The sequence below is a fragment of the bacterium genome (assembly GCA_004322275.1).
GTDB lineage: Bacteria > Desulfobacterota > Deferrisomatia > Deferrisomatales > BM512 > SCTA01.
Genome location: SCTA01000035.1, coordinates 24,598 through 49,263 on the forward strand (window position 1 = coordinate 24,598; position 24,666 = coordinate 49,263).

At 57.4% G+C, this 24,666-nt stretch carries 24 protein-coding genes; 18 read left to right on the top strand and 6 right to left on the bottom strand.

What is annotated here, in order from left to right; translation table 11 throughout:
• Positions 1-44: 44 nt before the first annotated feature.
• Genes EPN96_10535 through EPN96_10545 form a run of 3 tightly spaced genes read right to left on the bottom strand, consistent with a single transcriptional unit; the run spans position 45 to position 2,603 of the window.
• Positions 45-722, bottom strand: coding sequence for a CPBP family intramembrane metalloprotease (locus tag EPN96_10535; GenBank protein ID TAL16045.1), 678 nt, complete (start codon positions 720-722; stop codon positions 45-47).
• Positions 723-726: 4 nt separating this feature from the next.
• Positions 727-2,052, bottom strand: a complete 1,326-nt coding sequence (locus EPN96_10540; protein TAL16046.1) for a HEAT repeat domain-containing protein — start codon at positions 2,050-2,052, stop codon at positions 727-729.
• Positions 2,049-2,603 (bottom strand): flavodoxin family protein, encoded by a 555-nt coding sequence (locus tag EPN96_10545; GenBank protein ID TAL16047.1) that lies wholly within the window; start codon positions 2,601-2,603, stop codon positions 2,049-2,051. The genes EPN96_10540 and EPN96_10545 overlap by 4 nt, the downstream gene beginning before the upstream one ends.
• Before the next feature lie 122 nt (positions 2,604-2,725).
• Here EPN96_10545 and EPN96_10550 point away from each other — a divergent pair, with 122 nt between their 5' ends.
• From EPN96_10550 to EPN96_10565, 4 genes are all read left to right on the top strand, one after another.
• Positions 2,726-3,769 carry a tRNA pseudouridine(13) synthase TruD gene (locus EPN96_10550; protein ID TAL16048.1) on the top strand — a complete coding sequence of 348 codons (1,044 nt, stop codon included), beginning with the start codon at positions 2,726-2,728 and terminating at the stop codon, positions 3,767-3,769.
• Positions 3,770-3,894: 125 nt separating this feature from the next.
• Positions 3,895-4,119 carry a PspC domain-containing protein gene (locus EPN96_10555; GenBank protein TAL16049.1) on the top strand — a complete coding sequence of 75 codons (225 nt, stop codon included), beginning with the start codon at positions 3,895-3,897 and terminating at the stop codon, positions 4,117-4,119.
• Between the two features lie 89 nt (positions 4,120-4,208).
• Entirely contained in the window at positions 4,209-4,406 is a 198-nt protein-coding gene (locus EPN96_10560; protein TAL16050.1) for a hypothetical protein, read from the top strand.
• Positions 4,403-6,052, top strand: a complete 1,650-nt coding sequence (locus tag EPN96_10565; protein ID TAL16051.1) for an SAM-dependent methyltransferase — start codon at positions 4,403-4,405, stop codon at positions 6,050-6,052. Before EPN96_10560 ends, EPN96_10565 begins: the two co-directional genes overlap by 4 nt.
• Here EPN96_10565 and EPN96_10570 read toward each other — a convergent pair whose 3' ends face one another.
• Together EPN96_10570 and EPN96_10575 are read right to left on the bottom strand one after the other, a co-directional pair.
• Positions 6,053-7,225, bottom strand: coding sequence for a hypothetical protein (locus EPN96_10570; protein ID TAL16052.1), 1,173 nt, complete (start codon positions 7,223-7,225; stop codon positions 6,053-6,055).
• Between the two features lie 20 nt (positions 7,226-7,245).
• A complete protein-coding gene (locus tag EPN96_10575; protein ID TAL16053.1) occupies positions 7,246-9,231 on the bottom strand; it encodes an ATP-dependent metallopeptidase FtsH/Yme1/Tma family protein in 1,986 nt (661 codons plus the stop codon).
• 168 nt (positions 9,232-9,399) lie between these two features.
• Between EPN96_10575 and EPN96_10580 the strand changes: the two genes are divergently transcribed.
• The 7 genes from EPN96_10580 to EPN96_10610 all read left to right on the top strand — a co-directional run bounded on the left by EPN96_10580 (position 9,400) and on the right by EPN96_10610 (position 15,352).
• On the top strand, positions 9,400-10,596 hold the full coding sequence (locus EPN96_10580) for an aminotransferase class I/II-fold pyridoxal phosphate-dependent enzyme (GenBank protein ID TAL16054.1): 1,197 nt from the start codon (positions 9,400-9,402) through the stop codon (positions 10,594-10,596).
• A gap of 34 nt (positions 10,597-10,630) precedes the next feature.
• On the top strand, positions 10,631-11,932 hold the full coding sequence (locus EPN96_10585) for a homoserine dehydrogenase (GenBank protein ID TAL16055.1): 1,302 nt from the start codon (positions 10,631-10,633) through the stop codon (positions 11,930-11,932).
• Positions 11,933-11,935: 3 nt separating this feature from the next.
• Positions 11,936-13,147 (top strand): cofactor-independent phosphoglycerate mutase, encoded by a 1,212-nt coding sequence (locus EPN96_10590; protein TAL16056.1) that lies wholly within the window; start codon positions 11,936-11,938, stop codon positions 13,145-13,147.
• 41 nt (positions 13,148-13,188) lie between these two features.
• Positions 13,189-13,542 (top strand): acyl-CoA thioesterase, encoded by a 354-nt coding sequence (locus tag EPN96_10595; protein ID TAL16127.1) that lies wholly within the window; start codon positions 13,189-13,191, stop codon positions 13,540-13,542.
• On the top strand, positions 13,539-13,937 hold the full coding sequence (locus EPN96_10600; GenBank protein ID TAL16057.1) for a hypothetical protein: 399 nt from the start codon (positions 13,539-13,541) through the stop codon (positions 13,935-13,937). The genes EPN96_10595 and EPN96_10600 overlap by 4 nt, the downstream gene beginning before the upstream one ends.
• A complete protein-coding gene (locus tag EPN96_10605; protein ID TAL16058.1) occupies positions 13,934-14,377 on the top strand; it encodes a DNA-binding protein in 444 nt (147 codons plus the stop codon). Before EPN96_10600 ends, EPN96_10605 begins: the two co-directional genes overlap by 4 nt.
• Positions 14,378-14,449: 72 nt before the next feature.
• A complete protein-coding gene (locus EPN96_10610) occupies positions 14,450-15,352 on the top strand; it encodes a GGDEF domain-containing response regulator (GenBank protein ID TAL16059.1) in 903 nt (300 codons plus the stop codon).
• A gap of 272 nt (positions 15,353-15,624) precedes the next feature.
• On the opposite strand, the gene EPN96_10615 is transcribed toward EPN96_10610, so the two are convergent.
• On the bottom strand, positions 15,625-16,875 hold the full coding sequence (locus tag EPN96_10615; GenBank protein ID TAL16060.1) for a redoxin domain-containing protein: 1,251 nt from the start codon (positions 16,873-16,875) through the stop codon (positions 15,625-15,627).
• 387 nt (positions 16,876-17,262) lie between these two features.
• Here EPN96_10615 and hemG point away from each other — a divergent pair, with 387 nt between their 5' ends.
• From hemG to EPN96_10650, 7 genes are all read left to right on the top strand, one after another.
• Positions 17,263-18,663 carry a protoporphyrinogen oxidase gene (hemG, locus tag EPN96_10620; GenBank protein TAL16061.1) on the top strand — a complete coding sequence of 467 codons (1,401 nt, stop codon included), beginning with the start codon at positions 17,263-17,265 and terminating at the stop codon, positions 18,661-18,663.
• Positions 18,664-18,665: 2 nt separating this feature from the next.
• Entirely contained in the window at positions 18,666-20,036 is a 1,371-nt protein-coding gene (locus EPN96_10625; GenBank protein TAL16062.1) for an FAD-binding protein, read from the top strand.
• Between the two features lie 29 nt (positions 20,037-20,065).
• Positions 20,066-20,362, top strand: a complete 297-nt coding sequence (locus EPN96_10630; GenBank protein ID TAL16063.1) for a 4Fe-4S dicluster domain-containing protein — start codon at positions 20,066-20,068, stop codon at positions 20,360-20,362.
• Positions 20,363-20,531: 169 nt separating this feature from the next.
• Entirely contained in the window at positions 20,532-21,506 is a 975-nt protein-coding gene (gene hemB / locus EPN96_10635; protein TAL16064.1) for a porphobilinogen synthase, read from the top strand.
• Between the two features lie 3 nt (positions 21,507-21,509).
• Complete coding sequence (locus EPN96_10640) at positions 21,510-21,719, top strand: DUF4177 domain-containing protein (protein ID TAL16065.1); 210 nt, start codon at positions 21,510-21,512, stop codon at positions 21,717-21,719.
• Entirely contained in the window at positions 21,716-22,096 is a 381-nt protein-coding gene (locus EPN96_10645; GenBank protein ID TAL16066.1) for a DUF2914 domain-containing protein, read from the top strand. Before EPN96_10640 ends, EPN96_10645 begins: the two co-directional genes overlap by 4 nt.
• A 3-nt stretch (positions 22,097-22,099) precedes the next feature.
• Positions 22,100-24,577, top strand: coding sequence for a DNA polymerase I (locus EPN96_10650; protein TAL16067.1), 2,478 nt, complete (start codon positions 22,100-22,102; stop codon positions 24,575-24,577).
• Positions 24,578-24,666: the final 89 nt, after the last annotated feature.

Below are 24,666 nucleotides of genomic sequence, written 5' to 3' on the forward strand. Positions count from 1 at the left end.
ACCTGAATCCAACAGCAAAGGGCTTCGTTTTTACGGGGCCCTTTTCATTTCAGGTGAAGATACGAGAGGGAGAAGATGGCGAGGTTCCCGAGGGAGTGGACCAGCAGAGGGGCGGCGAGGCTTCCCGATTTTTCGTAGGCGATGGAAAAGACTATCCCTCCCGCCACCTGAACGAGCGGTACGGCTCCGGCCTTGTAATGAAGAGCGCCGAAGACGAGCGCCGTGGCGAGGGTGGAGAGCATCGCCCCGTAACGGGTCCGGAAAGCCGAGTACAAAAACCCCCGGAGGGCCAGTTCCTCGAAAAGAGGGCCGAGAATCACTCCGGCGAGGACGAGGGCGAAGGGCGAGGCGGGCGGATTTCCGGCTATCAGTCCGAGAAAGCTTTTCGACAGCGTGAGGCGAAAGACAACTTCGAGAAAGAGGGCGAACCCCCCGAGCATCAGGGAAAACCGGACCCCGCTCTTTATCCCCCTCACGGCAAGGGTTCCACGAAGGCCAAGCAGCGAAAAGTTTCCGAATCTAAAGCGCCAGTAAAGCAGGAGAAGGAGAATTTCAAGGCTCCGCACCATTGCGGTGGCGTAGAAACGGAACGCCTCGGAAGGATTTTCCGGCAGGGGCAGGACCTTCGAGGCCAGAAACTCGACTGCGAAGAGAAAGACGATTACAAACGCCGCTTCAGCTATCGCCGGACGCCGCCGGGGCTCCATAAATCCCGTCCCCATCCCTCTAATTCCTCTTAAGCGCCCACCAGGCGCGGTCTTTTACGTACCATTCCCTGGGGCTCTTTAATATTTCCAGAAGCTTTTCCCTCGAACGCGCCGAGCCCGCCCCACCAAGGGCGGTGACGGCGCTGTAGCGCACGTTCAGCACCGGGTCTTCGATGGCAGTGAAAAGGTCCTCCTCAAGCTCCTTCGGATACCTGACCGCTCCGCGGGCTCCGTAGAGCCGCACAGCGGGGTCGGATGAGCCAAGAGCGGTTCTCACCTCCTCTACGGAAGCCGTTTTTTCAAGGCGGACGAACTCGGCCTCTCCTCTGGAAGAGAGAAGAAAGAGAATAATTGCGAGAACGACGAAGGATTCCCGGCGAAGTTTCGCGGACAGCAGTAAAGACAGCTTGTAAAGTCCGGTAGTCACCGCGAGAACGCCCCCGAAAAGAAGCGAGGCGAGCATGGTTTTACGAAGCGGTTTCGCGGCGTCGGTCTTGCCGGAAAATTCCTTGAAGGCGGCGGCCTGACCAGCCTGTGATTTTTCCGGCCAGAGGACGAAAACGCCCTTTCGGGAGAGATACACGGCTCCATCCTTCAAAATGAACTCGAAATCGCCTCCCTTCTCGCTCTTCACCAGCAAAATACCGAGTTTTCCGGCGCTTCTTTCGAGAACCTTGAGGGTTTGCCCCTCTATCTCAGGCGAAACCCGCCCAACCGGCTGGCTGAGGACTTCCAGAGGCTTTATGGATTCGGCGGGGTAGAGGGTCCATTCGTAGTAGAAATCCGAGACCGTCCGGAGAGCGGAATTATTCAGGAGGGCGTTTCTGACCATCGTGAAGCCGCCCGTCTCCGAGAAAAAGACCGGCAGGGCGGAGAGAAGGAGAAGGAGCGTGGCGAGAACAGGCTCCAGAGCCTCTTTGGGCCTTAGCTGTTCGCCCGAAAGCCCGCTCAAACCACAGGGTATGACGATTATAAAAAGCGCCATCGCCAGAGTGACGTCTCCACTCAGAAGGACGAGGAGGGGAGGGATAAGGGCGAAGGGAAAGAAGGCTTTGCGCCTCTGGGGGGCGAAAAACCGAAGCAGCGTCCCGAAGAGGAAGGCGAGGGCGGCGGTGCCAACACCGAGGGCCAGCGCGTAAAAGAAACCCCCGGCAAGAGCCGGTTTCAGCGAGGCCAGCGTTTCGTAGTGGCCTTCGCCGGGGAGGGGAATTAGCCCGGCGTCCCGCAGGGCGAGGTTTTTTTCGTAAAGGTGTTTAGTCGAAAAGTATGTTCTGGAAAAGCCGGTGACGAAGCCGGTGAGAAACCCCCAGAAGAGAGATCCGGCGAAGGGGTGCCTTTTGGTCATTTACTTTTCCTAAGCTCAGCGCCCAGCGCCATGGCTTTTTCAATCAACCCGGAGCTTTTGGCGGCGCTCCCCGCCTTTTCAAGCCCCGGAGCGACCAGGATTTTCGGCGCAAAGCCGTAGCCGGAGAAAATCTTTTCGAGGCTTGAGAGGGTATGAGGGTAGGCTTCAGGGTCGGGGTGCCCCTGCGAGAAGATGAAAAGCAGCGGTCTTCCCTCCGGTATCTTCAGTTTGCGCTCACCGTCGCGGAAACTGTACCAGCGGTCGAGGAAAGCCTTGAAGATTCCCGAGGTGTAGCCGTAATAGTTGGGCGAGGCAAGAAGCACCGCTCTTGCGGTAGCCACGGCGTCAAGGACTTCCGAGAGGTCATCCATGACAATGCATGACCCCGCACCCGATCTGCACGCGCCGCAGCCGGTGCACCCTTTGAAAGCGAGCTTCGACAGGTCGTAGAACGACACCGTTTCGCCGCCGCTCGCAGCCTCCAGCGCCTTCCCGAGGAGAAAGGAGGAGTTTGAGTTTATTCTGCCGCTGGAGGTGATTGCCGCTATCATCGCGAAACCTTTTAAATATTCATGAAGTTGGATTAATATCACGTCAGTTTACATACGCCGTCAAAACTTAACACAAAAAACCAATAATTTCATTTCCATCCGACATCTTTCCGAGGACCGCCATGAACCGCGCCGACCTTACCCTCCGGCCCTATGTAGATTTCGACTATCCGAGACTCCTCGAAACCCCTCTCGCCGGAGAATGGCCCGCCGGAAGCGGTTTTTTCAGGGTCGAGGAGTTGCCCCTTTACCCCTTCTCGGGCGAGGGCGAACACGCGGCGCTGACAGTGGAGAAAAGGGACGTCTCCACGAGGGAACTGGCCCTCTCGGTTGCCAAAGCGCTGGGAGTGCCCGCTTCGGCGGTCGGCTACGCGGGGATGAAGGACAAGGATTCGGTTTCCGTCCAGTGTTTCACGGTAATGAGCGTAGACGACGAGGGCGTAGCGAAGGCCTTTGAAGCACTAGGGGCGAAGGTGCTGGCTAGGTCTCGTCACAAGAACAAGCTTCGCCTCGGCCACCTCGCCGGAAACAAATTCGTCATCGGGCTTCGCGGAGGCGACGAGAAAACGGCGGACGAGGTTTTGCGGAAACTCTCCGAAAAAGGAGTTCCCAATTACTACGGCCCGCAGCGTTTCGGCTCCGGCGGCGACAACGCCGCCGAGGCGCTCCGGCTGATGAAATCAAAGAAGATCGGGAGGCTGGGAAGGTGGAAAAAGGACCTTCTCGTCTCGTCGCTCCAATCCTTCATCTTCAACGAGGTGCTCGCAAGGCGCGTGGAGCGGGGGACGCTCTTCACCGCGCTTTCGGGAGACGTGCTTCAGAAGGAGGACAGCGGCGGAATCTTTATTTGCGAGGATGTGGAGGCCGACCAGAAACGGCTGGACCTCTTCGAGATATCCCCCACGGGGCCCATGCCGGGAAAGAAGATGAAAGCGCCCGTGGGCGAAGTCGCCGAGGCCGAGGCGGAGGTTTTGGCGGAACTCGGAATAGCGCCGGAGCTTTTTTCAGGCGAAACCGGAACGAGGCGGGAGCTTCGGGCTAAAGTAATTTATCACGGAGTCGAAAAAACCCCCGTAGGCGTCGAACTTTCCTTCTCCTGCCCGCCGGGAGTCTTCGCCACCTCCGTTGTCAGGGAAATAGCAAGCTCGGGGGCGAAAAGGGTGTGAACGAATAAACCGCCCGTCACTCCCGAATGCGGAGTCCAGGGTAGGTGGGCTTTAGCCCATCGGGATTGGATCTTTAGATGGGCTAAAGCCCATTCTACGGCTGGAGTTTCTGGAGGAAATTTGAAATGATGGACCGCAGACTGCGCAAAATTAAGGAAAAGAAGTGGATAGGCGGCGTAGCCGCCGGAGTGGCCTACTGGCTGGGTTTTCCCGCCTGGCTGGTGAGGGTGGTGTGGGTTTTCGCCGTCCTTTGCTACGGCGCGGGCCTCCTTCTCTACATACTGCTCTGGATCTTCATGCCGAGCTGGGAATATACACCCGAGGATTACGACCAGGTTTCGGGGGGTTAAAAACAGCCCGTATGTGGCATCGTATGCCCACTCTAAGGCCTTTACAGAACCTATGTTTTTTATGTAATATAACATAGGAGGTAATGACTATGCCAAAAGGAGAATCTGGTCGTCTTGTCATTGAGATCGAGCCACGCCTAAAACGCGAGTTGTATAGCGCTCTGGCTACAGAGGGGTCAACACTGAAGGCATGGTTTATCGAAACGGCCACTAACTACTTGCGTAACCGCAAACAACCTGCGCTTGTTTTTGGTGGTTCAGAGAACAAATCCAGGCAACAGTCATGAACTTTGTTGAAAATGAAACTTCTCAGAAGTTGCGAGGAGGCTACTACACACCTTCCGATCTCGCTGGATTTATTGCCCGTTGGGTTGGGCAGGGGAATCCATCTAGTATTCTTGAACCTAGTTGCGGTGACGGAGCATTTCTGACAGAACTTGCGAAATGTCCAAGTACCGCGAGTGCAAATATTGTAGCATTTGAGTTAGATCGCAAAGAGGCAGGAATTGCTTCTCAGCGTGCCAAGGAACATGGACTCTCGGCATCTGTTCATGCATCAGATTTTCTCGGGTGGGCACTAGACCAGCTTGCCAGTTCCGGCACTCGATTCGATGCTGTAGTTGGCAATCCTCCATTCATTCGTTACCAATACTTGCCTGCTGAATTCCAAGATCGCTCCGAAAGAGTATTCAGCCGCCTCAATTGTAAGTTCACAAAACACACGAATGCTTGGGTACCCTTTATTCTAGCCTCCTTTGCAATGCTAAAGCGTGGCGGTCGTCTTGCTATGGTGGTTCCTTCTGAAATCATACACGTTCTTCATGCTCAATCTCTGCGCTCATACTTAGGTAAAGAGTGTCGTCGGCTTGTCATTATCGACCCCGAGCAACTATGGTTTGAAGACACCCTTCAAGGAACTGTTATCTTGCTAGCTGAGAAACGGCTATGTGATAGCGAAAAACCAGAAGGAGTGGGCATCATTCCAGTCCGAGCGCGCGAGTTTGTCTCGTGCGATCCAGCCGAAATATTCTCTACGCCAAAACCAATCAATGGAAAAACAGTGGCGGGCAAATGGACACGAGCACTTCTAGACAAGGGGTCGCGTGACCTTTTAGACGAACTGATGGAACACCCTGATGTACACTGCTTTGAGGATATAGCTGATGTCGATGTTGGCATCGTTACGGGCGCTAACAATTTCTTTCTTGTCACTGATGAGGTAGTGCAACAGTACAAACTTAAGGATCATGTTCATCCAATGTTTGGTCGTAGTGAGCACTGTCCAGGTGTCATTTACGACACTAAACAGCATCGGACGAATGCCCAAACCGGCAAGCCAACAAATTTTATCTGGTTTAAGAACTCGTCCGTAACTATAAGTAGCTCGGTAAAATCCTATATTGAAATAGGAGAACAACAGAAGTTACATACGAGATACAAATGTCGGGTTCGCTCACCGTGGTATTCAGTGCCCTCTATTTATGCAACCGAAATCGGGATGTTAAAACGATCGCACGATACCCCACGTCTTATATTTAACCGAATTGGTGCTTATACTACAGACACTGCCTACCGTATACGATCAAAAGGGGTCTCCGCCCAGAGGCTCGTAACGAGTTTTGTCAATCCCCTGACGGCACTCAGCGCTGAACTGGAAGGGAGACATTATGGTGGCGGAGTGTTGGAACTTGTTCCATCCGAAATAGAGCATTTGGCTATTCCGCTACCTGCAAAGACAAAACTCGATATCAAAAAACTTGATCATGCAGTGCGGAACGAATCAGCTGTAGATGTTCTGTCCTCACATGGTTTTCGTGTGCTCGAAGGTTTGGGTTTGTCCAAAGCCCGAAGTGACCAGTTGCTTGACAACTGGATTAAACTCCGTAATCGTCGCCATCGGATAACGAGTGGACAAGATTCCACGGCATTTTGACTAATCGATTTCAAGCACGAAGCGTGTTTGATCGTCTTCGTCGCGATACAGGGATAAAGTTCTACCGATGAGATCGCGGTGAGCAACATGCGCTTTTGCGACCCCCCAGCTTAAACGCGACATTGCATTATGCTGTTTGTACGTTTTAGTATTTGTACTGGTGGTGTGCTTTACCCGCAGATCGAACTCACCGTGATTGAGTCCTTTTACGATAAGACTAAACTTTGCAACTGCATCTACTATCGTGGGTTTTTGAGGCTGGTTCCAATTCAGCGCCTGAAAAACCTCGTCTCTAAAATAGTGACGATGATCTACCTCTTCATCTAGAAGCCCTTTGTCTAAATTTATTGAACCTGTGGAGTGAGTATTGGCTCCAGAGGGTATGTTAAGGTCTCGCTCTGTAAGAGGTTTGCTCTGCCAAACTAAAGCAAATTTTACTCCCGTAGGTGTCTGTGATCGAGTTGAAGTTGCGGCTTGTTTTGATTTATCCGGCGGCGGAGCAGAAGTGCGATTAACGGTTCGTCGCAAAATTGGAGGAACTTTCAACTTAATATTTGCTAAACCGTCAGTTTGGCTGGAGCTAGTCGTCGAGACAGCATGTGGAGGGGAGGAGGTTGTCTCATCTAGCAAACGACCCTCTATATGCAATTTTGTCAATTCTTCATGAGTAAAAATGCGTTTAACATGATCAGGGTATTCACTTGTAATACCATCGAATGCAGTTTCTATATCACTAGCTAATTCAGCGTCAGAAGTGTCTGTAAGGTCTAGATCAAGAATAATGCTTGCTTCAATATTGTTGTTGAGGCCACCTAGTGTCATATTGGCGCTACCAACAATGACACGCGCATAATGTTTTCCGCGAGCATAATATATTTTAGGGTGAAAAATTATGCGCATTCCACCCGTATCAACTACATTAACAGCCGCACCAAGATTAAGGAGATGTTCGAGTCCTTGCTTAGAAGTGATGTCGTTCCTGATTCCAGCAAAAACCTCCACTATCTGTGCAATTTGCTCGATGTTAGTTGAGATCAAACCAACGCCGCCATGATTTACAAAAGCCACACTTAAAATAACTCTCTCGATATCAGGGCATAAGAAAAGCCATTCAACTGCTGCAAAATGAGTCTGAGCTGTAAAGCCTTGCAGCAAAAAATCCTTTTTAGCCATTTCAGTACCTATCGCTCCAATTACGTTGTTTTCGGCGCTGCTTCGGGCTCGGTCTCCGTCTCTTTCTCGGGAGCGGGCTCCGGCGCGGGGGCGGGGAGTTGGGGCGGCGCTTTTACCGGCTTGGGGGGAAGTTCCTTGCCCGCGATTACGAGGTTGACCTCTTCGCCGGAGAGTTCTTCGCGTTCGAGCAGGGTTTTGGCGAGGCGCTCCATCGTATCCTTGTGTTCTTCTATGATCGAGAGGGCGTTTTTTTCGGCCTGCCTGACTATCGTTTCCACTTCCTGATCTATTATCCACCCCATCTGCTCCGACCAGGTCTTGTCCTGCGCGAGCTTCTTGCCGAGAAAGACGTGCTCTTCGCCCCTTGAGAAGGTGACGGGGCCCACGCGCTCGCTCATCCCCCACTGGCAGACCATCTTTTCGGCGAGGTCGGTAGAGGCGCGAAGGTCGCTCTGCGCTCCCGTCGAGGTCTCGTTGAAAAAGACCAGTTCGGCCGCCCGCCCGCCCATGTTCACCGCGAGCCTCCCCATCAGGTACTGCTTGGGGTAGTAGTGGCGGTCGTCCAGCGGGACGAGGTGGGTGACGCCGAGGGCCACGCCCCGCGGAAGTATCGTGACCTTGTGTACCGGGTCCATACCCTCGATCATCGTGGCGACGAGGGTGTGGCCGGCTTCGTGGAAAGCGGTTATCTTCCTCTCCGACTCGTTCTTCAGCCCCGGCCTCTCAAGCCCCATCATTATCTTGTCTTTGGCGAGGTCGAAATGCTCCGCGTTTACCGTCTGTGCGCCCGCCCTCGCGGCGAAGAGCGCCGCCTCGTTGCAGAGGTTTTCAAGGTCGGCCCCGCTCATGCCGGGGGTGGAGCGGGCTATGAGGCGAAGGTCTGCATCCGCGTCGAGGGGAATCTTCCGGGTGTGAACCTTTAATATCGCCACGCGGTCCTCCAGCGTGGGAAGGTCGATGACTACCTGCCTGTCGAACCTGCCGGGGCGAAGGAGCGCCGAGTCGAGAACGTCGGGCCGGTTGGTGGCCGCGAGCACGATCACCCTCTCATGGCCCTCGAAGCCGTCCATCTCGCTGAGGAGCTGGTTCAGGGTCTGCTCGCGCTCGTCGTGGCCTCCGCCGAGACCCGCGCCCCTGTGCCTGCCCACGGCATCTATCTCGTCTATGAATATTATCGAGGGCGCTTTGGTGCGGGCCTTGGCGAAGAGGTCCCGCACCCGCGAAGCGCCGACGCCGACGAACATCTCTATGAACTCGGAGCCGGTGGTGGAGAAGAAGGGTACTCCCGCCTCTCCCGCGACGGCCTTGGCCAGCAGCGTCTTGCCCGAGCCGGGGGGGCCCATGAGGAGCACTCCCTTGGGTACCCTGCCGCCGATGCGCTCGTATTTTTCGGGCGACTTTAAAAAGTCGACAATCTCGGTCAGTTCGAGTTTCTGGGTCTCCATCCCGGCCACGTCCTCGAATTTAACGTTGGGGACCTTCTCCTCGCCGACTTTGGTGTCAACCTTCCCGAAATTGCCGAAGGGCCCCATCTGGGCCTTCTGCGCCCTGCGGGACATCCATATCCAGAAGGCTATGATGAGGATGAAGGGGAGCATGTTGAAGAAGATCGCGCCCAGCGCGGAGCCCTCGTCCTTCGGGGTCACGCTGACGCTTACCCCCTGGCTGTTTATCAGGCTCCAGAGTTCCGGGTCCTCTACCGGCGGAAGGGAGGTGGAAAAGCGCATCGCGGTCTTTGGCGCGGCGTCCTTGCCCGCTACGGGAAGTACGTGGGGGGAGATAAAGGTTCCGGTGACCGAAGTCTCGACGAAGGTGAGGTCCTTTACGTTTCCGCCCCTCAGCTCCGTTTTGAACTCGGAGTAGGAGACGGGAACGATGGGCTGGTTTTCGACCAGAAACTTGCTCTGGTCCACCCCCGAGCCCTGTCTCGCCATTTCGCCGAGCACTACGGCAAGGACAAGCGCACCTATTACGACAATAGCTTTTTTCCAGGGAAAACTTTCCATTTCATGCTCCGCTAAGGTTCTCCGAAAGGGTACATAATACCCGGCCTTTGGTCAAATAATCCCGTTTCGGTCCTTATGGTTAAAGTAGTGATTGACCGGCAAAGTTTCATCAATTAGCATCAAAAACTTACGATTTTTTTCAACTTCACCCTTTACGGAGCATTGAAAATGCTTATCGATCCCTCGAAATTCCACAGAATTCAGCGTCTTCCGCCCTACGTTTTCAAGGAAGTAGACGAACTGAAGATGGCCGCCCGCCGCCGCGGGGAAGACATAATAGACATGGGGATGGGCAATCCCGACCTCGGGACTCCCCAGCACATAGTGGACAAGCTCCTTGAGGCAGCCGGAAAGGCCAAGAACCACCGCTACAGTGTCTCTCGCGGCATCATCAAGCTCCGCGTGGCGATGGCCAACTGGTACGAAAGGCGCTACGGCGTCCAGCTCGACCCCGAGACCGAAATCTGCGCGACGATGGGAGCGAAGGAGGGGCTCGCCCACCTCTCGATGGCGGTGCTCGCCCCCGGCGACGTAGTTTTCGTCCCCACGCCCAACTACCCGATACACGCTTACTCCGTCGTCCTCTCCGACGCCGACCTTCGCACCATTCCTCTCGGCGACGGGGGCGACGAGTTCATCGAGCGCCTCGAAAGGGCGGTGAAGACCATCTGGCCGCGCCCCAAGATGCTGGTCCTCAACTTCCCGCACAATCCGACGGCCAAGGTAACCGATCTCGCCTTTTTCGAGAAGGCGGTCGCCTTCTGCCGCGAGAACGGGATAATCCTCGTCCACGACCTCGCCTACGCCGACATCTGCTTCGACGGCTACAAGGCCCCCAGCATCATGCAGATTCCCGGCGCGAAGGATATCGCCGTGGAGTTCTACAGCCTCTCCAAGAGCTACAACATGGCGGGCTGGCGCGTCGGCTTTTGCGTCGGCAACCCCAAGCTCGTAAACGCGCTCATCAGAATCAAGTCCTATCTCGATTACGGCATGTTCCAGCCGATCCAGATAGCCTCGATCATCGCCCTCGACAGCCCCGACTCCGTAACGCAGGAGATAAGCGCCATCTATCAGGCGCGCCGCGACAAGCTGGTTTCCGGACTTGCCAAGGCCGGGTGGAACATCGACACGCCGAAGGGAACGATGTTCGCCTGGGCGAAGATTCCCGAGCCCTTCGACAAGCTCGGTTCCCTTGGGTTCGCCAAGCACCTCCTGAAAGAGGCCAGGGTAGCCGTCAGCCCCGGAACGGGGTTCGGCCACGACGGCGAGGGGTACGTGCGCTTCGCCCTCGTCGAGAACGAACACCGCATAGGGCAGGCCACGGCGGGCATCCGCGAGATGTTCCGCTGCGACGTAAAGTAGGTTTTATTAAATTCTTTAAAGCAGGAAATAAAAAATGCAGACGATTGGAGTGGGCCTCCTTGGCTTCGGAACCATCGGAGCGGGAGTCGCGGAACTTTTACAGGTCAACGCCGACGAGATAAGCCGGAGGCTGGGTGCTAGAATCGAGCTTCTGAAGATCGCGGATCTCGACATAACCACGGACAGGGGGGTCAAGGTAGATAAATCCCTCCTCACCACCGACGCGAACGAGATCTTCAACGACGAGCGGATAAAGATCGTAATCGAGCTCATCGGCGGCTACGGGGTGGCGAAGAGGTTCATAGAGCGCTCCTTCGAGACGAAAAAGAGCGTCGTTACGGCGAACAAGGCGCTGCTGGCGGTTCACGGCGCCGAACTGATGTCTCTGGCGGCGAAGAGCGGCTGCGACATAGCGTTCGAGGCGGCGGTAGGCGGCGGGATACCGATTCTGCGCGCGCTGCGCGAGGGGATGGCGGCCAACAGGATCCACACCATCTACGGGATTCTGAACGGCACCACGAACTACATCCTCACCGCGATGAAGGAAAAAGGGCAGGACTTCGAGGAGGTGCTCCGCGAGGCGCAAAAGCTCGGCTACGCCGAAGCCGACCCGACCTTCGACGTGGAGGGCATCGACGCCGCCCACAAACTCACCCTTCTCTCCACGATGGCCTTCGGACGCAGGGTGGATTTCAAGTCGGTCTATACCGAGGGGATAAGCAACATCACCCCGCAGGATATCTCCTACGCGCAGGAGTTCGGCCTCGAAGTGAAACTCCTTTGCATAGCGAAGTTCGACGGGGAAAAGGTGGAGGCGAGGGTGCATCCGACGATGATTCCCTCCGATCACCTCCTCGCCTCGGTTCGCGGAGTCTACAACGCCATTTACGTGGACGCCGATTTCCTCGGCCCGACCCTCTATTACGGGCAGGGAGCGGGGAGGAGGGCCACCGCGAGCGCGGTTGTCGGCGATCTCATCGAGCTTTCGAGAGACATAATGAACGGCGTCAAGCGCCGCGTTCCGCCGATGGCCTTTCTGGACGAGGAGATGACCGACGCCGTGGTCAAGCCGATGGGCGAAGTGGGGTGCAGGTACTATGTCCGCTTCCTCGCCCTCGACCAGCCCGGAGTGCTCTCGAAAATCTCCGGCGCTCTCGGGGACCACGGCATCTCCATCGAGTCGGTGGTGCAGAAGGGGCGCAGCCAGAACCACGGCGTGCCGCTGGTGCTAAAGACCCACGAGGCGAAAGAGGCGGATTTCATGGGCGCCCTTCTGAAGATAAAGGCCCTCGGAGTCTGCAACGGCGACCCGGTAGTAGTCCGCATCGAAGGGTAATTTATGAAGATAGCGATACTTCTGGGCGACGGCATGGCGGGAAGGCCGCTTCCCGACAGGGGAGGAAAAACCACCCTCGAAATCGCCTCCACTCCCAACATGGACAGGCTGGCGAGGGAGGGGACGCTCGGCCTGGCCTCGACGGTGCCTGAGGGGTATCCGCCCGGAAGCGACGTTGCCAACCTCTCCGTCTTCGGCTTCAACCCGGCGGATTGCTACACCGGCAGGGCTCCGATAGAGGCCGCCGCGATGGGGGTTGCGCTGGGGCCGGAGGATGTCGCCTACCGGCTTAATCTCGTTACGCTCCTCGCCGGTATGCGCGACGTATACATGAACGACTTCACCGCCGGGCACATCACCAGCGGCGAGGCCAGGCGCATCATAGAGGCCCTTAACAGAGACCTCGCCGAAGAGGGGCTGGAATTCTACCCCGGAGTCAGCTACCGGAACCTCTTCGTCTGGCGAAAGGGCGAAGCGGGAGCCAAAACCACGCCCCCTCACGACATAACCGGCAAGCCGATACAGCCCTACCTCCCGACGGGGCCGGGCAGCAAGACCCTCCTCGACCTGATGACCGGCTCGCAGCTTCTTCTGAAAGGAAGCCCGGTAAACGCAGAGAGGAAGGAGAGGGGGGAAAAGGAAGCGAACTCCATCTGGCTCTGGGGTCAGGGAAAGCCTCCTAAGCTGGAAAAGTACGCCGATAAATTCGGCCTTGCGGGTACGGTGATCTCGGCCGTGGACCTGATAAAGGGAATCGGGGCGCTCGCCGGGCTCAAAACCCCGGAGATTCCCGGCGCGACCGGCTTTATCGATACGAATTACGAAGGCAAGGTTAAGGCCGCCCTCGACGCCCTCCGGGAGGGAGATTTCGTCTTTGTCCACGTGGAAGCTCCCGACGAGACGGGCCATCAGGGTGACGCGGAGAAAAAGATAATCGCCATAGAGGATTTCGACAAAAAGGTGGTCGGCCCGGTGTGGAAGGGTCTGGAAGACTCCGGCGAGGAGTACGCCCTTCTTGTGATGCCCGACCATCCGACGCCGATAGAGCTCATGACCCACACCTCCGACCCCGTGCCCTTCGCGCTTTATATGTCAGGGAGGAAGGGCATACACGGCGAGGGCTTTACGGAGGAGCTGGCCAAAAAGACAGGGGTAGCCGTAGAGAAAGCTCACCTCCTCATGGAACACCTCACCGGGAAGGTCAGCCTTTGGTAGATACGCTGACCTATCGCGTCATCTACGCGGACACCGACCAGATGGGGGTCATGTACTACGCCAACTACCTTCGCCTCTTCGAGGCGGGCAGGGGCGAGTACATGAGGAAAAGAGGGCTGACCTACAAGGAGGTTGAGGGCAGGGGGCTCTTCCTCCCCGTCACCCACGCCCAGTGCAAGTACCGCAAGTCCGCCCGCTACGACGACCTTCTCACCCTAAGGACGAAAATACTCTCCGCCAGGGGGGCTCGCGTCGTCTTCAATTTTGAAATCCATAACGAAAAAGGCGAGCTTCTCGCCGAGGGCAGGACCGAGCACGCCTTTGTCGACGGCGAGGGAAGGATACAGAGGCTGGGAAAAGAGCTTGTCGAAGCCCTGGCCCCGGAAGAGGATTGAAGGTGGGGGTCGATATCCGCCTGGTAATCGGAGAAATCTCATTCGAGGGGCGACTTTACGACACCGCCCCCGCAAAAGCTCTCGCCAACCTTCTTCCCGCGACTCTTCACATGACCCGCTGGGGCGGCGAGTATTTCGGACCGATGCTGCCACCCCTCGGGGAATTTCCGGAAGATGATCTGGTCGAAATTCTCGAACCGGGCGCGCTCGCATATTGGGAGCCCGGAGAAGCCTTATGCCTATTTTTCGGACCCACTCCGGCAAGCGAGGGCGGCGAGATACGGGCAGCCTCCCCGGTCCATCCGGTGGGGAGGGTAAATGGCGATCTTGGCGCGCTCTTTGGCCTCGGGAACACCGTCACGGCAAAAATAGCGGCTTTGGAGGACGATTCATGAAATCGGCGGAGTGTTCGCTTGGCAGGGTCTTCCTCCTGCGCCTCGAAGACGGCGACCGCATACCGGACTGCATAGAAAACTTCGCCTCCGAAAACGGCCTCTCCAGAGGGACCGTGTTCTTTCTCGGCGGGATAGGCAAAGGAAAGCTGATCGTCGGGCCGAGTTTTACGGATGAGGGGAAAGTGGTCCCGATGGTTCATTCAATAGAGGGTGTTCACGAGGCTCTGGCGGTGGGAACCCTCTTTCCCGATGAAGGGGGAAAGGTATCTCTCCACATGCACTCCGCGCTGGGGAGGGAAGGAAAAACCTCCACCGGGTGCGTCCGGGCGGGGGTGGAGGTCTGGATGATAGGCGAAGTCGTAATCTATGAGCTTGTTGAAACCGGGGCTAAAAGGAAAAAAGACCCCGAGACCGGATTTGAACTTTTGGCTATCGAATGAAATTGCTTTAACATTTTATGCGTTATGAAGTAATTATATTCCAGTACGGTATTAATTTGATTCGGGGTGGCTATGGATATGGAGTACCACAGGGAATTACAGGCCCTGATAATAGACCCGAGTGAAGAAAATGCATCAAGGACAGCCGCTCTGATCAAAAAGGCCAGATTTTTTTCCTCCACTATAATTATCGTAGATAATTTCGCCAGGGCTATGGAAGTTGTTCAAAGTAAATCCATAGACGTGCTGCTGCTGGATATAGAAACCGAGAAGTCCGGCGGCAGGTCCGCACTATCCAACGGCGCGGTGAGGCTGCTTGACGTTCCCGTAATAGCCATGTCCCGTACCGACGACGAACAACTTGCGCTGGAAGCGGTTTTCGGAGGGGCGCAGGATTATCTTGTAACGGAGAACCTGGAGCCCTCCACCCTCGACAGGGCCATAAGGTACGCGGTCGAACGCCATTACATGCTGCGCGAACTCCGCGAACTGTCCCTGCTCGACTCGCTGACGGGGCTTTACAACCGGAGGGCCTTTTACGCCTTCGCAACCCAGCAGATGAAGCTTGCCGACCGCACCGGTTCCCGTCTCCTGCTCTTTTTCGCCGACCTGGACAATCTGAAATGGGTCAACGACAACCGGGGCCACCTCGCGGGCGACAGGGCGCTCTCCGACGCGGCCGATATTTTCCGGGCGACCTTCCGCGACAGCGATCTGATATCCAGGCTCGGGGGCGACGAATTCGCCATTATGGCGCTTGAGATGAACGACGCCAACGCCGACGTTCTTCTGGAGAGACTGCGGATAAGGATCGAGGCGTACAACCTCAATCCGAAGAATATCGATGGAATTTCGATGAGCGTGGGGGTTTCCCTCTACGACCCGAAAAATCCGAGCACTCTCGAAGAACTTCTTGAGCGCGCCGACAGGCTTATGTACAGGGAGAAGAAGCAGAAACAAAAACGGCAGCAATGAAAAACTGCTGCGAGCCCCGGCTTCCTCTTTCGGCTATGCCTGCCCCCGGAAGCATCTACCGGGGGTCGTTTCTCGGTCGCTCCCGTCGTAGTAACGCTACTGCCTTCGACCCCGCGCCCTGCGGACTCCTTGCCCTTCACCGAAATGGTCGCCGGAAGTTAAAGAAAATCTTTCGTCTCGCTTCTCGCTGCGCGTCTCCTTGAATACGGGTCTCTCGCGACGTTTTTCAACGCCTCCTTGAGTAGCCGCCTATCCTTCCACCATTAAATTCTTTACTTCGCGGGAGCCCCCGCGGCGTCTTCCATCTTTTTCCGGTTAACCTTCGGCCCCTCATGGATCGTCATAAAACCGTCCACAAGTTCAAGAAGTTCCTTTTTCGCTCCCGCGTCGTCCTTGCCGAGTTTGGCCGCGATGGACTCGACGGAGGCGAGAAGCTCTTTTTGGTTCTCCGGTTTGTCCCTTGTGCCCCAGTTGGACTGCGAAAAGGCGACGGTTAGAAGCTCGACTGCCTTTTTAAGGTCACCGGCTTCGGCCAGGAAGTTGGCCTGGCCGATCAGGGCGAGGGGGAGGGTGGGATCAAGGCCGGCCGCCTTGTCGAAAGCTTCCTTCGCCGCCTTTTTCTCCGCCTCTCCGGATTTCTTTTCCGAAAGAAGCAGAACTCCCCTGAGGGCGTGGGCGTCCGCGAATTTATCGTCTTTCTTTATTATCTCGTCAAGTTCCCCGAGGGCCTGCGACACCCTGCCGCGTTCGGCTTTTTTCTCCACCATTCCGTACTGCAGGGTAATGGCTTTATCGGCCGGGCGGTAGCGCTTGTGTTCCGCGCTCGCCGCTCCCTCTTCCTTCGGCGTAAGTCCCAGATCCGTCTTTATCGTCTCCTCGATGGTGTCTCCGTAGGAGGTGGGGGCTCCGGCGAGAGAGGAGAGAACCTTTAAATCCTTATTGAAAACGTAAGTGGTGGGCAGGGCCTTGATCTCCCAGCTCCGGTAGACGGCCAGCCCTTCGTCGATGACGACGGAAAGGGTAATCTTGTTGTCGGCGAGAAATTTTTCCAGAGCGGGCTTGAAACCGGGATCGGTTCTCTCGTTCTCGGCGTTGACGGCCAGAACGGCCACGTTGTTCTTCTCGTATTTGTCGGAAAGTTTCTGGAGCTCGGTCAGGGCCGGAACGGATTTGGGATTCCAGGTCGCGAAGAACACCACAATCGAGAGGGGATAGCTCTTCAGCGCCTCCATTTTGAACTCCGAGCCGTCGAGCCCCTTCAGGGTAAACGGGGGAAGCGTGACCTCATGCGCCGGCACCTGTGCCGGAGCCGCCGCCGTAGCTGGCGCAGGCGCTTGAGCCTTGACCTCTTCGGGCGCTTTGGCGGGCGCGGGCGTCTCGCATTTACCGGCCTGGGCGGTGAAAGCCACCAGAGCCGAAAGGAGGAGGACAAAAAAACCTTTGTGAAAAAATCCGTTGAAAGACATCTTGCGTTGCTCCTGAGAAAGTCTTTTTCCCCACAGGGGCTTACATGCCCCAGTCATAAACGATTATAAGCGCAATCCGCTACGAGTTTCCAGAGCCTTCTTGCCGTTTTAAAACAGAATATTCCACTTTAAAACCGGGAAAAGGCCGCGGGTGAGGCCGGACAACGTTAATTTACCGCCATCGTCGATTTATTAAACCCGTATACATAAAAACTCCCGGTTTGTTTCATCTGTGAAAGCAGGGATTTTGAAAACGGTTTTTTATAAGGGCTTGGGGAACTTTCCGGGGGGAACTGTTAAATTTAAAGTGAAAACAGTCTCAAAAGGGTCGCAAAAACGGACGAAATCTGTTGAAATAAGGAGCTTGGCGCTCTCGCTTCCCTTGACCCTCCGGGGGCGACCGCGTATTGTTTCATTCGGAAAATTCCCTATGGGGAGGATGATATGAAGAAAGTCGTTGTTATCGGAGGCGGTCTTTCGGGCCTCAGCGCCGCAAGGGCGGTAAAGGAAGCCGCCGCCTCGGCGCAGGTTGACGTTTCGGTCACGCTCCTCGAAAAAGAAAGCGCGGTCGGGGGGAAAATACGTTCGGCGCGGGAAGAGGGGTTCGTCTGCGAGTACGGGCCGAACGGCTTTCTCGACAACAAGCCCTCGACGATGGCCCTTACCGGCAGGATGGGCATTAAAGACAGGATTCTTAGGTCCAACGACAGCGCGAGAAAGAGATATATCTTCACCGGCAAAAGAATGCAGCAGCTCCCCGAGGACCCGATGAATTTCCTCATGTCGGAGGTGCTCTCCATCCGCGGGAAGATGCGGCTCGCTGCGGATTTTTTCCTTCCCCAGGGGGAAGTCGGCAAGGACGAGACGGTCGCCGGATTCGTCAGGAGGCGGCTCGGCGAAGAGGCGCTGGACAAACTTATCGATCCGATGAGCGCGGGCATTTACGCTGGCGACCCCTCGGTGATGTCCATCAAGAGCTGCTTTCCCAAGGTGAAAGCCATAGAGGACCAGTTCGGCGGCCTCCTTCGCGGCATGCTGGCGATGAAGCAGATGGCCAAGGCGAGGGGGCAGGAAGGGCCGCAGGGAGCGGGGCCGGGCGGGGTTCTCTGGAGCTTCGCCACCGGAACCGGCGAGCTTTGCGAGCTTCTCGCAAAGGACCTGGGCAACAGCATTTTGACCGGCGTCTCGGCAATCGCCCTCGAACGCTCCGAAAAGGACTGGAAGGTGAGGACCAGCGACGGCGGAACTATCGACGCCGAGGAAGTGGTTCTGGCGGCTCCCGCTTACGACGGCGCGAACCTCCTTCGCCCCCACTCCCTGGAAATCGCCTCGATTATGTCCAACATCCCCTATGTGCCGATGGCCGTTATCTGCCTGGGTTTCGACAAACAGGAGTTCGGAAACCCCCTCGACGGCTTCGGTTTTCTCATCCCCAAAAAAGAGGGGAAAAAGATACTCGGCTCCCTCTGGTCCAGCTCGATTTTCAAAGGGAGGGCTCCCGACGGGAAGGTTCTCATAACCGTCATGATGGGCGGCGCGAGAAACCCCGAAGTCACCCTCCTTGACGACGACGCGCTTTTGAATCTCTGCAAGGGCGAGGTGAAGGCCACGATGGGAGTTGTCTCCGAGCCCTGCTTCGTGAAGATATTCAGATGGAAGAAGGCCATTCCCCAGTACCTCGTGGGACACTCCGAGAGGGTGGAAAAGATCGAGTGCGCCCTGGCCTGTCTGCCGGGTCTCCATCTCGGCGGCAACGCCTATTACGGCATAGGAATAAACGACTGCACTGCCCGCTCCGAAATACTGGGCAAAAAGGTCCTGACCTCCCTTTGTGAGAGAGGTTGAAGATGCACGATTTTGACGCGATTGTAATCGGCGCGGGCCCCGCGGGCATCAGCGCCGCCATAAAGATGGTCAGAAAAGGCCTCACCGTTGCCGTCCTGGAGAGGGGGCCCTACCCCGGCTCGAAAAACCTGATGGGCGGCGTCCTCTACACCAACGTTCTGGCGCAGCTCTATCCTGATTTCATCGAGCGCGGCGCGCCGGTGGAGAGGCACGTTTCAAAAAAGACGATCTCCGTCCTCTCTTCCGAGGCCGAGACGGCCTTTTCCTTCCGCACCGCCAACTGGGACAACCCGCCCCACAACCACTCCTACACCGTCCTTCGCGCCCGCTTCGACAAGTGGTTCGCCGCTCAGGCGGAGTCCGAGGGGGTCGAGCTCTTCTGCGGAGTCGTCGTAGACGAGCTTTTAAAGGACGAGGCCGGAGCCGTCGTGGGTGTCGTTACGAGGATGCCGGAGGGGCAAAACCCCGAAGAGGGGTACCTGCGGGCTCCCGTGGTCATCTGCGCGGAGGGGGCGAACTCCCTCATTGCGGAGAAGGAGGGGATGAGAGAGCCCCTTGGCGGCGGCGACGTGGCGATCTCCGCCAAGGAGCTCATTAGGCTTCCCGAGGAGACGATAAAGGACAGGTTCGGCCTCGAAGGCAATCAGGGAGCGGCTTTCGAGTACATCGGCGAGGCCACCTCCGGCATTCCGGGAGCGGGCTTCATCTACACCAACCGAGACACCGTCTCCGTAGGCGTCATACTCTTTCTGGGGGAGCTGGCCGAAGAGGGGCTTTCCCCGGTGGACATCCTCGACCGCTTCAAGGCCCACCCCGCGGTGAGGCCGCTCATACGGGGAGGGGAGCTTCTCGAATACGGCGCTCACCTCCTGCCCGAAACAGGCTTCAACCGCCTTCCGCTCCTTTACAAGGACGGACTGATGCTCGCGGGCGACTCGGCGGGGCTCATCTCCACCTCTCCGCGCCACGAAGGGACGAATTTCTCGATGGCCTCGGGAATCTTCGCGGGCGAGACCGCCGCCGAAGCCAGGACGCTCGGCGATTATTCCTCGGCCGCCCTCAGCGCCTACAAAAGAAAGCTCGACGAGAGTTTCGTGATGAAGGACATGGAGAGGTTCCGCGACTGGCCCGATTTTCTGCGCGAAAGCCCGCAAATCTTCTCCTCCTGGCCCTCGGCGGTGAGCGCGATGGCCGAAAAGACCCTGGAGATAGGGAATACCACCGCGACCGAAGACGAGTTGATGGACCTTTTCAACCGCAGAATCGGGCTTTTGCCCTTCGCCATGACGGCCATAAAACTCCGTAGCGCCCTCAGAATATTCGGTTACGGAAAATCGGACAAAGTACTGGAATATTTGGCTCGCAACTGGTAAATATCAAAGAGCTTTTCAGGAAGAAAATTATGAGCCCAGAGTCCAAGAAAACAATAGAAGAGAAACTTTACGCCAACGAAACCAGGGTGGACAAAACTCCCCACCTTGAGATAGCCGACCCCTCCGTCTGCCTGGAGTGCGCCGCAAAGCCCTGCACCACTGTCTGCCCGGCGCGAACCTACACCTGGAGCGAAGAGGGGCAGAAAATCAGCGTCTCCTACGAAAACTGCCTTGAATGCGGCGGTTGCAGGGCCGTCTGCCCACGTTCGGTAATCGCTTGGCGCAATCCGATGGGCGGGATGGGAATCTGCTACCGCTATGGTTAGGAGGTCGTCGAAAAACTACTGCGAGCCTCGTTTTCTTCGTCGCGTGCTCGCTCGAAAGCTCGCCTAACAAACGGTTATGTCTCGCTTCTCGCTGCGCGTCTCCTTGAAACCGGGGCTTCTCTTAACGTTTTTCATAGACCTCCCGGAAGGATTTGAAAGGGCTGTATAAATGGAATTTCCAAGAGTAAGAATGCGCCGCATGCGCGCCAACGATACGATACGGCGGATGGTCCGCGAGACTTCGCTTTCCCCCGCCGATTTCATCTATCCCCTTTTCGTCCGCGAGGGCGAGGGGGTTCGCGTGCCCATCAACTCGATGCCGGGGCAGTGCCAGCTTTCCATCGACGAGGCGGTGAAGGAGGCTAAAAACGCCTTCTCCCTCGGCGTTCCGTCGGTGCTGCTTTTCGGGATCCCCGATACGAAAGACGCCATCGGATCCTCGGGTTTCGACCCCAACGGCATAGTCCAGCGGGCGATACGGAAGATAAAGGACGCGGTGCCGGAGATGTGCGTCATCACCGACGTATGCATGTGCGAGTACACCGACCACGGCCACTGCGGCGCGATTAAAAACGGCGACGTGGACAACGACGCTACCCTCGAACTTCTGGTCAGGGAGGCCCTCTCCCACGCCGTCGCCGGGGCGGACATGGTCGCCCCCTCCGACATGATGGACGGCAGGGTCGGCGCGATACGCGACGGCCTCGACTGCGAGGGGTTCGGCCACATTCCGGTGATGGCCTACGCCGCGAAGTACGCCTCGACCTTTTATGGGCCTTTTCGCGACGCCGCCGAGTCGCCGCCGAAGTTCGGAGACAGGCGCAGCTACCAGATGGACCCCGCCAACGCCCTCGAAGCCCTTCGCGAAGTAGAGCTCGACGTGATGGAGGGGGCGGACATAGTGATGGTGAAGCCAGCGCTCCCCTATCTCGACATAATCCGCCTGATAAAGGACCGCTTCGGCATGCCCACCGCCGCCTACAACGTAAGCGGCGAGTATTCGATGGTAAAGGCGATGGACAGGCTGGGCTGGGGCGACGGCACCGGGCTGATGATGGAGATGCTCCTTTCCATAAAGCGTTCCGGCGCGGACATGATCCTCACCTACTTCGCGCCCGAAGCCGCCAAAGTCCTGCAGGATTAGAAATTGCCCTGCTCCTCGAAATGCGTATACAGGGTCGTTGAGACCTCGTCGGTGACCGACGACAGCCTCACCCGGATGCTGAACGCCGAAGCCGCCGAGGGGTGGATTTTCGACGGCTTTCATTTCGCCATGAGGGAGGGCTCCCACAGACCCGCCATGGCCTTCGCCCTCTTCCACAAGGAAGTCAGGGAAGATCCGGAACAGCAAAGATGAAGCGCGCCGCCCTCTTTCTCATCCTGCTGCTTTTCGCGGCCTTCGCCTTCGCGGGTCCCTCGGTGACCCGCCACGCCTTCACCCGCCAGATAGTCGGCAGGGAGCCCATCGGCGACGGTTCGGCCTTCGACTCGAAGGTCGGCAACCTCTACTTCTTCATAAACGTCGTGGGCGCCGAAACTCCGCAGGACATTACCCACACCTGGCTCTACAACGGGCAGACGGTGAACGAAGTCACGCTGCACATCGAGGGGGAAAGCTGGCGCACCTGGTCCAACACCAACATCCCTCCGGAAAACCTCGGCGAATGGACCGTCGTCGTGCGCGATTCCCAAGGTGAAACGATCTACGCGGCCTCCTTTACGGTGACAAAATAAGTCATGGGCCGGGTCTACCTGGTGGACGGATCTAACCTCCTTTACCGCGCCTACCACGCGATACGGGGATTCCAGACCTCCAGGGGGCTTCCGACCCAGGCGGTCTACGGCTTCACCTCGATGGCCCTTAGGCTTGAAAAGGAAGAGAAGCCGGATTTTCTCGCCGTAGTTTTCGACCCTCCCGGCCCCACGCGAAAACACACCCTCTACTCCGAGTACAAGGCCCAGCGGGAACGGCCCCCGGAAGACCTGATAATCCAGATTCCCTACGTTCACAGAGTCCTGGAGGCGATGGGCATTCCCGTGCTCATCGTCCCCGGCATCGAGGCCGACGACCTCATCGGAACCCTTGCGAAAAAAGCGCTCGACCGGGGCGACGAGGTGACCGTAGTCACCGGCGACAAGGATTTTTACCAGCTCGTCGGCCCAAGGCTAAAGCTCCTCGACACCATGCGCGACCTCGTGACGGGTCCGGACGAGGTCTTCGAGCGAATGGGGGTGAAGCCGGAGCAGGTCGTTGACCTGCTGGCGATTACCGGCGACAAGGTGGACAACATCCCCGGCGTGCCGGGAGTCGGGCGGAAACTCGCCGCGCAGCTTCTCGGCGATTACGGCGATCTCGAAGCCCTCATCGCCCACGCCGACGAGCTTGGCGGCAAGAGGGGAGAGGCCTTCCGGGAAAATCTCGCCAGAATACGCGCCAACGTGCCTCTCGTCACCATCGAGACGGATATCGACGTAGGCGATATCGGCGATAATCTCGACAGAAAGCCGGTGGACGCCGCCGGGCTCGCCTCCCTTTTCAGGGAGCTTGAGTTTCACAAGTTCCTGCGGGACCTCGGCCTTCTTGAGGTGCCGGTAGTAAAGCCCGCCGAAAGCGAGACCGCCTCCCGAACCTGGACGGAGGAGGTGATTCCCTCAAGCTGGGTTTCGGCCGTTTTCACGCCCGAAGGCCTTTTCCTTTGCGACGGCGCGGGGCCGATTTCGCCGGAAACCCCCGTAAAGATTCCCCCCGGCTCAAGGGTCGTGGGCCACGGCCTCAAGGCTTACCGGGAAGAGTGGGAGAGAGCCGGGCTGACCTCGGGAATGATAGAGATCGATACCGAGCTTGCGGGTTACATGCTCTTCCCCGGAAGGCGCTCCTATGACCTCGTTTCCCTTGCCGAGGACAGGGAGCTTTCCCTCGACCCAAAGACGGGCGAGGGGCTTTTGGCCCTGGCCGTCCGGATGAAGGGCGAGCTGGAGGAAAAGGGGCTCTGGCCGCTCTACAGGGAGGTCGAGATTCCCCTGATCGGCGTTCTGGCGAGGATGGAGGCGGCGGGAGTCAAGGTGGACCGGGAAAAGCTCTCCGGGCTCAGCCTTGAATTCGAGGGACGGCTGAAAACGCTCGAAAGCGAGATGTTCGGCCTCGCGGGAGGGGAGTTCAATCCCCAGAGCCCCAAACAGCTCGCCGAGATTCTCTTCCAGAAGCTCGGCCTCGCCCCCGTGAGGAAGACCGCAGGCGGCAGCCACTCCACCGACGCCTCGGTGCTTGAGGAGCTTTCCGCCCAGCACAAGCTTCCGGCGGTCATCATCGAGCACAGGGGGCTTTCCAAGCTCAAATCCTCCTTCATCGACGCCCTGCCGAAGCTCGTGGCCCCAGACGGAAGAATCCACACCGTCTTTCAGCAGACGGTCGCCGCCACCGGCAGGCTGAGTTCCTCGAATCCGAACCTCCAGAACATCCCGATACGCGGTGAGGAGGGGAAGAGAATCAGGGAAGCCTTTATCGCCGAGCCGGGCTATCTTCTCCTTTCGGCGGACTATTCGCAGGTAGAGCTTCGCATCCTCGCTCACCTGAGCTGCGACGACGACCTCGTTTCGCTCTTCGCCAGCGGCAGGGACATACACTCGGAGACGGCGGCGAGGCTTTTTGACGTGGGGCCTCTCGGCGTCACAACACAGATGCGAAGGCAGGCCAAGACCGTCAACTTCGGAATCATCTACGGGATAAGCCCCTTCGGCCTCGCGAAACAGCTCGGCGTCAGCCAGTCCGACGCCAAAAAGATGATCGACCGCTACATGAAGCGCTTCCCCGGCGTCTTCCGGATCAGGGAAAAGCTCGTAGCCGAAGCGAAGGAGAAGGGGTACTCGACGACCCTGTTCGGAAGGATACGGCAGATACCCGAGCTCAAGTCGAAAAACCGCGCCGATCGCGAGTTCGGCGAACGCCTTGCCGTGAATTCGCCGATTCAGGGCTCCGCCGCCGACATAATCAAGCGCGCCATGCTGATGGCGGATGACGCGATGCGCTCGGACAAGGTCGATGCGAGGCTCACCTTGCAGGTCCACGACGAACTGGTCCTTGAGGTCGCCGAAAAACAGGTCGAAAAGGCCAGGGAAATACTGGTCGAAGCGATGGAGGGGGCCGCGAAGCTGAAAGTCCGGCTCAAGGTTGAAGCGGGCTGGGGCCCGGACTGGTACCGGGCTCACGGGGGCTGAAACCCTCTTTCACGGCAGATTTTTTTATGGTCGCGGCCGCGCCCCGAAGCGGGGTTTAGAGGCCGTTTGACACTTGACTAAAAACCCGC

Coding starts and splice junctions, on each gene's coding strand:
- EPN96_10645 (TAL16066.1), top strand. CDS start 21,716: ATGAAGCGCGCCGCCCTCTTTCTCATCCTGCTGCTTTTCGCGGCCTTC.
- EPN96_10550 (TAL16048.1), top strand. CDS start 2,726: ATGAACCGCGCCGACCTTACCCTCCGGCCCTATGTAGATTTCGACTAT.
- EPN96_10610 (TAL16059.1), top strand. CDS start 14,450: ATGGATATGGAGTACCACAGGGAATTACAGGCCCTGATAATAGACCCG.
- EPN96_10595 (TAL16127.1), top strand. CDS start 13,189: ATGGGGGTCATGTACTACGCCAACTACCTTCGCCTCTTCGAGGCGGGC.
- EPN96_10625 (TAL16062.1), top strand. CDS start 18,666: ATGCACGATTTTGACGCGATTGTAATCGGCGCGGGCCCCGCGGGCATC.
- hemB (TAL16064.1), top strand. CDS start 20,532: ATGGAATTTCCAAGAGTAAGAATGCGCCGCATGCGCGCCAACGATACG.
- EPN96_10575 (TAL16053.1), bottom strand. CDS start 9,231: ATGGAAAGTTTTCCCTGGAAAAAAGCTATTGTCGTAATAGGTGCGCTT.
- EPN96_10570 (TAL16052.1), bottom strand. CDS start 7,225: ATGGCTAAAAAGGATTTTTTGCTGCAAGGCTTTACAGCTCAGACTCAT.
- EPN96_10555 (TAL16049.1), top strand. CDS start 3,895: ATGATGGACCGCAGACTGCGCAAAATTAAGGAAAAGAAGTGGATAGGC.
- EPN96_10605 (TAL16058.1), top strand. CDS start 13,934: ATGAAATCGGCGGAGTGTTCGCTTGGCAGGGTCTTCCTCCTGCGCCTC.
- EPN96_10615 (TAL16060.1), bottom strand. CDS start 16,875: ATGACTGGGGCATGTAAGCCCCTGTGGGGAAAAAGACTTTCTCAGGAG.
- EPN96_10560 (TAL16050.1), top strand. CDS start 4,209: ATGCCAAAAGGAGAATCTGGTCGTCTTGTCATTGAGATCGAGCCACGC.
- EPN96_10565 (TAL16051.1), top strand. CDS start 4,403: ATGAACTTTGTTGAAAATGAAACTTCTCAGAAGTTGCGAGGAGGCTAC.
- EPN96_10585 (TAL16055.1), top strand. CDS start 10,631: ATGCAGACGATTGGAGTGGGCCTCCTTGGCTTCGGAACCATCGGAGCG.
- EPN96_10650 (TAL16067.1), top strand. CDS start 22,100: ATGGGCCGGGTCTACCTGGTGGACGGATCTAACCTCCTTTACCGCGCC.
- EPN96_10590 (TAL16056.1), top strand. CDS start 11,936: ATGAAGATAGCGATACTTCTGGGCGACGGCATGGCGGGAAGGCCGCTT.
- EPN96_10545 (TAL16047.1), bottom strand. CDS start 2,603: ATGATAGCGGCAATCACCTCCAGCGGCAGAATAAACTCAAACTCCTCC.
- EPN96_10630 (TAL16063.1), top strand. CDS start 20,066: ATGAGCCCAGAGTCCAAGAAAACAATAGAAGAGAAACTTTACGCCAAC.
- hemG (TAL16061.1), top strand. CDS start 17,263: ATGAAGAAAGTCGTTGTTATCGGAGGCGGTCTTTCGGGCCTCAGCGCC.
- EPN96_10580 (TAL16054.1), top strand. CDS start 9,400: ATGCTTATCGATCCCTCGAAATTCCACAGAATTCAGCGTCTTCCGCCC.
- EPN96_10535 (TAL16045.1), bottom strand. CDS start 722: ATGGGGACGGGATTTATGGAGCCCCGGCGGCGTCCGGCGATAGCTGAA.
- EPN96_10540 (TAL16046.1), bottom strand. CDS start 2,052: ATGACCAAAAGGCACCCCTTCGCCGGATCTCTCTTCTGGGGGTTTCTC.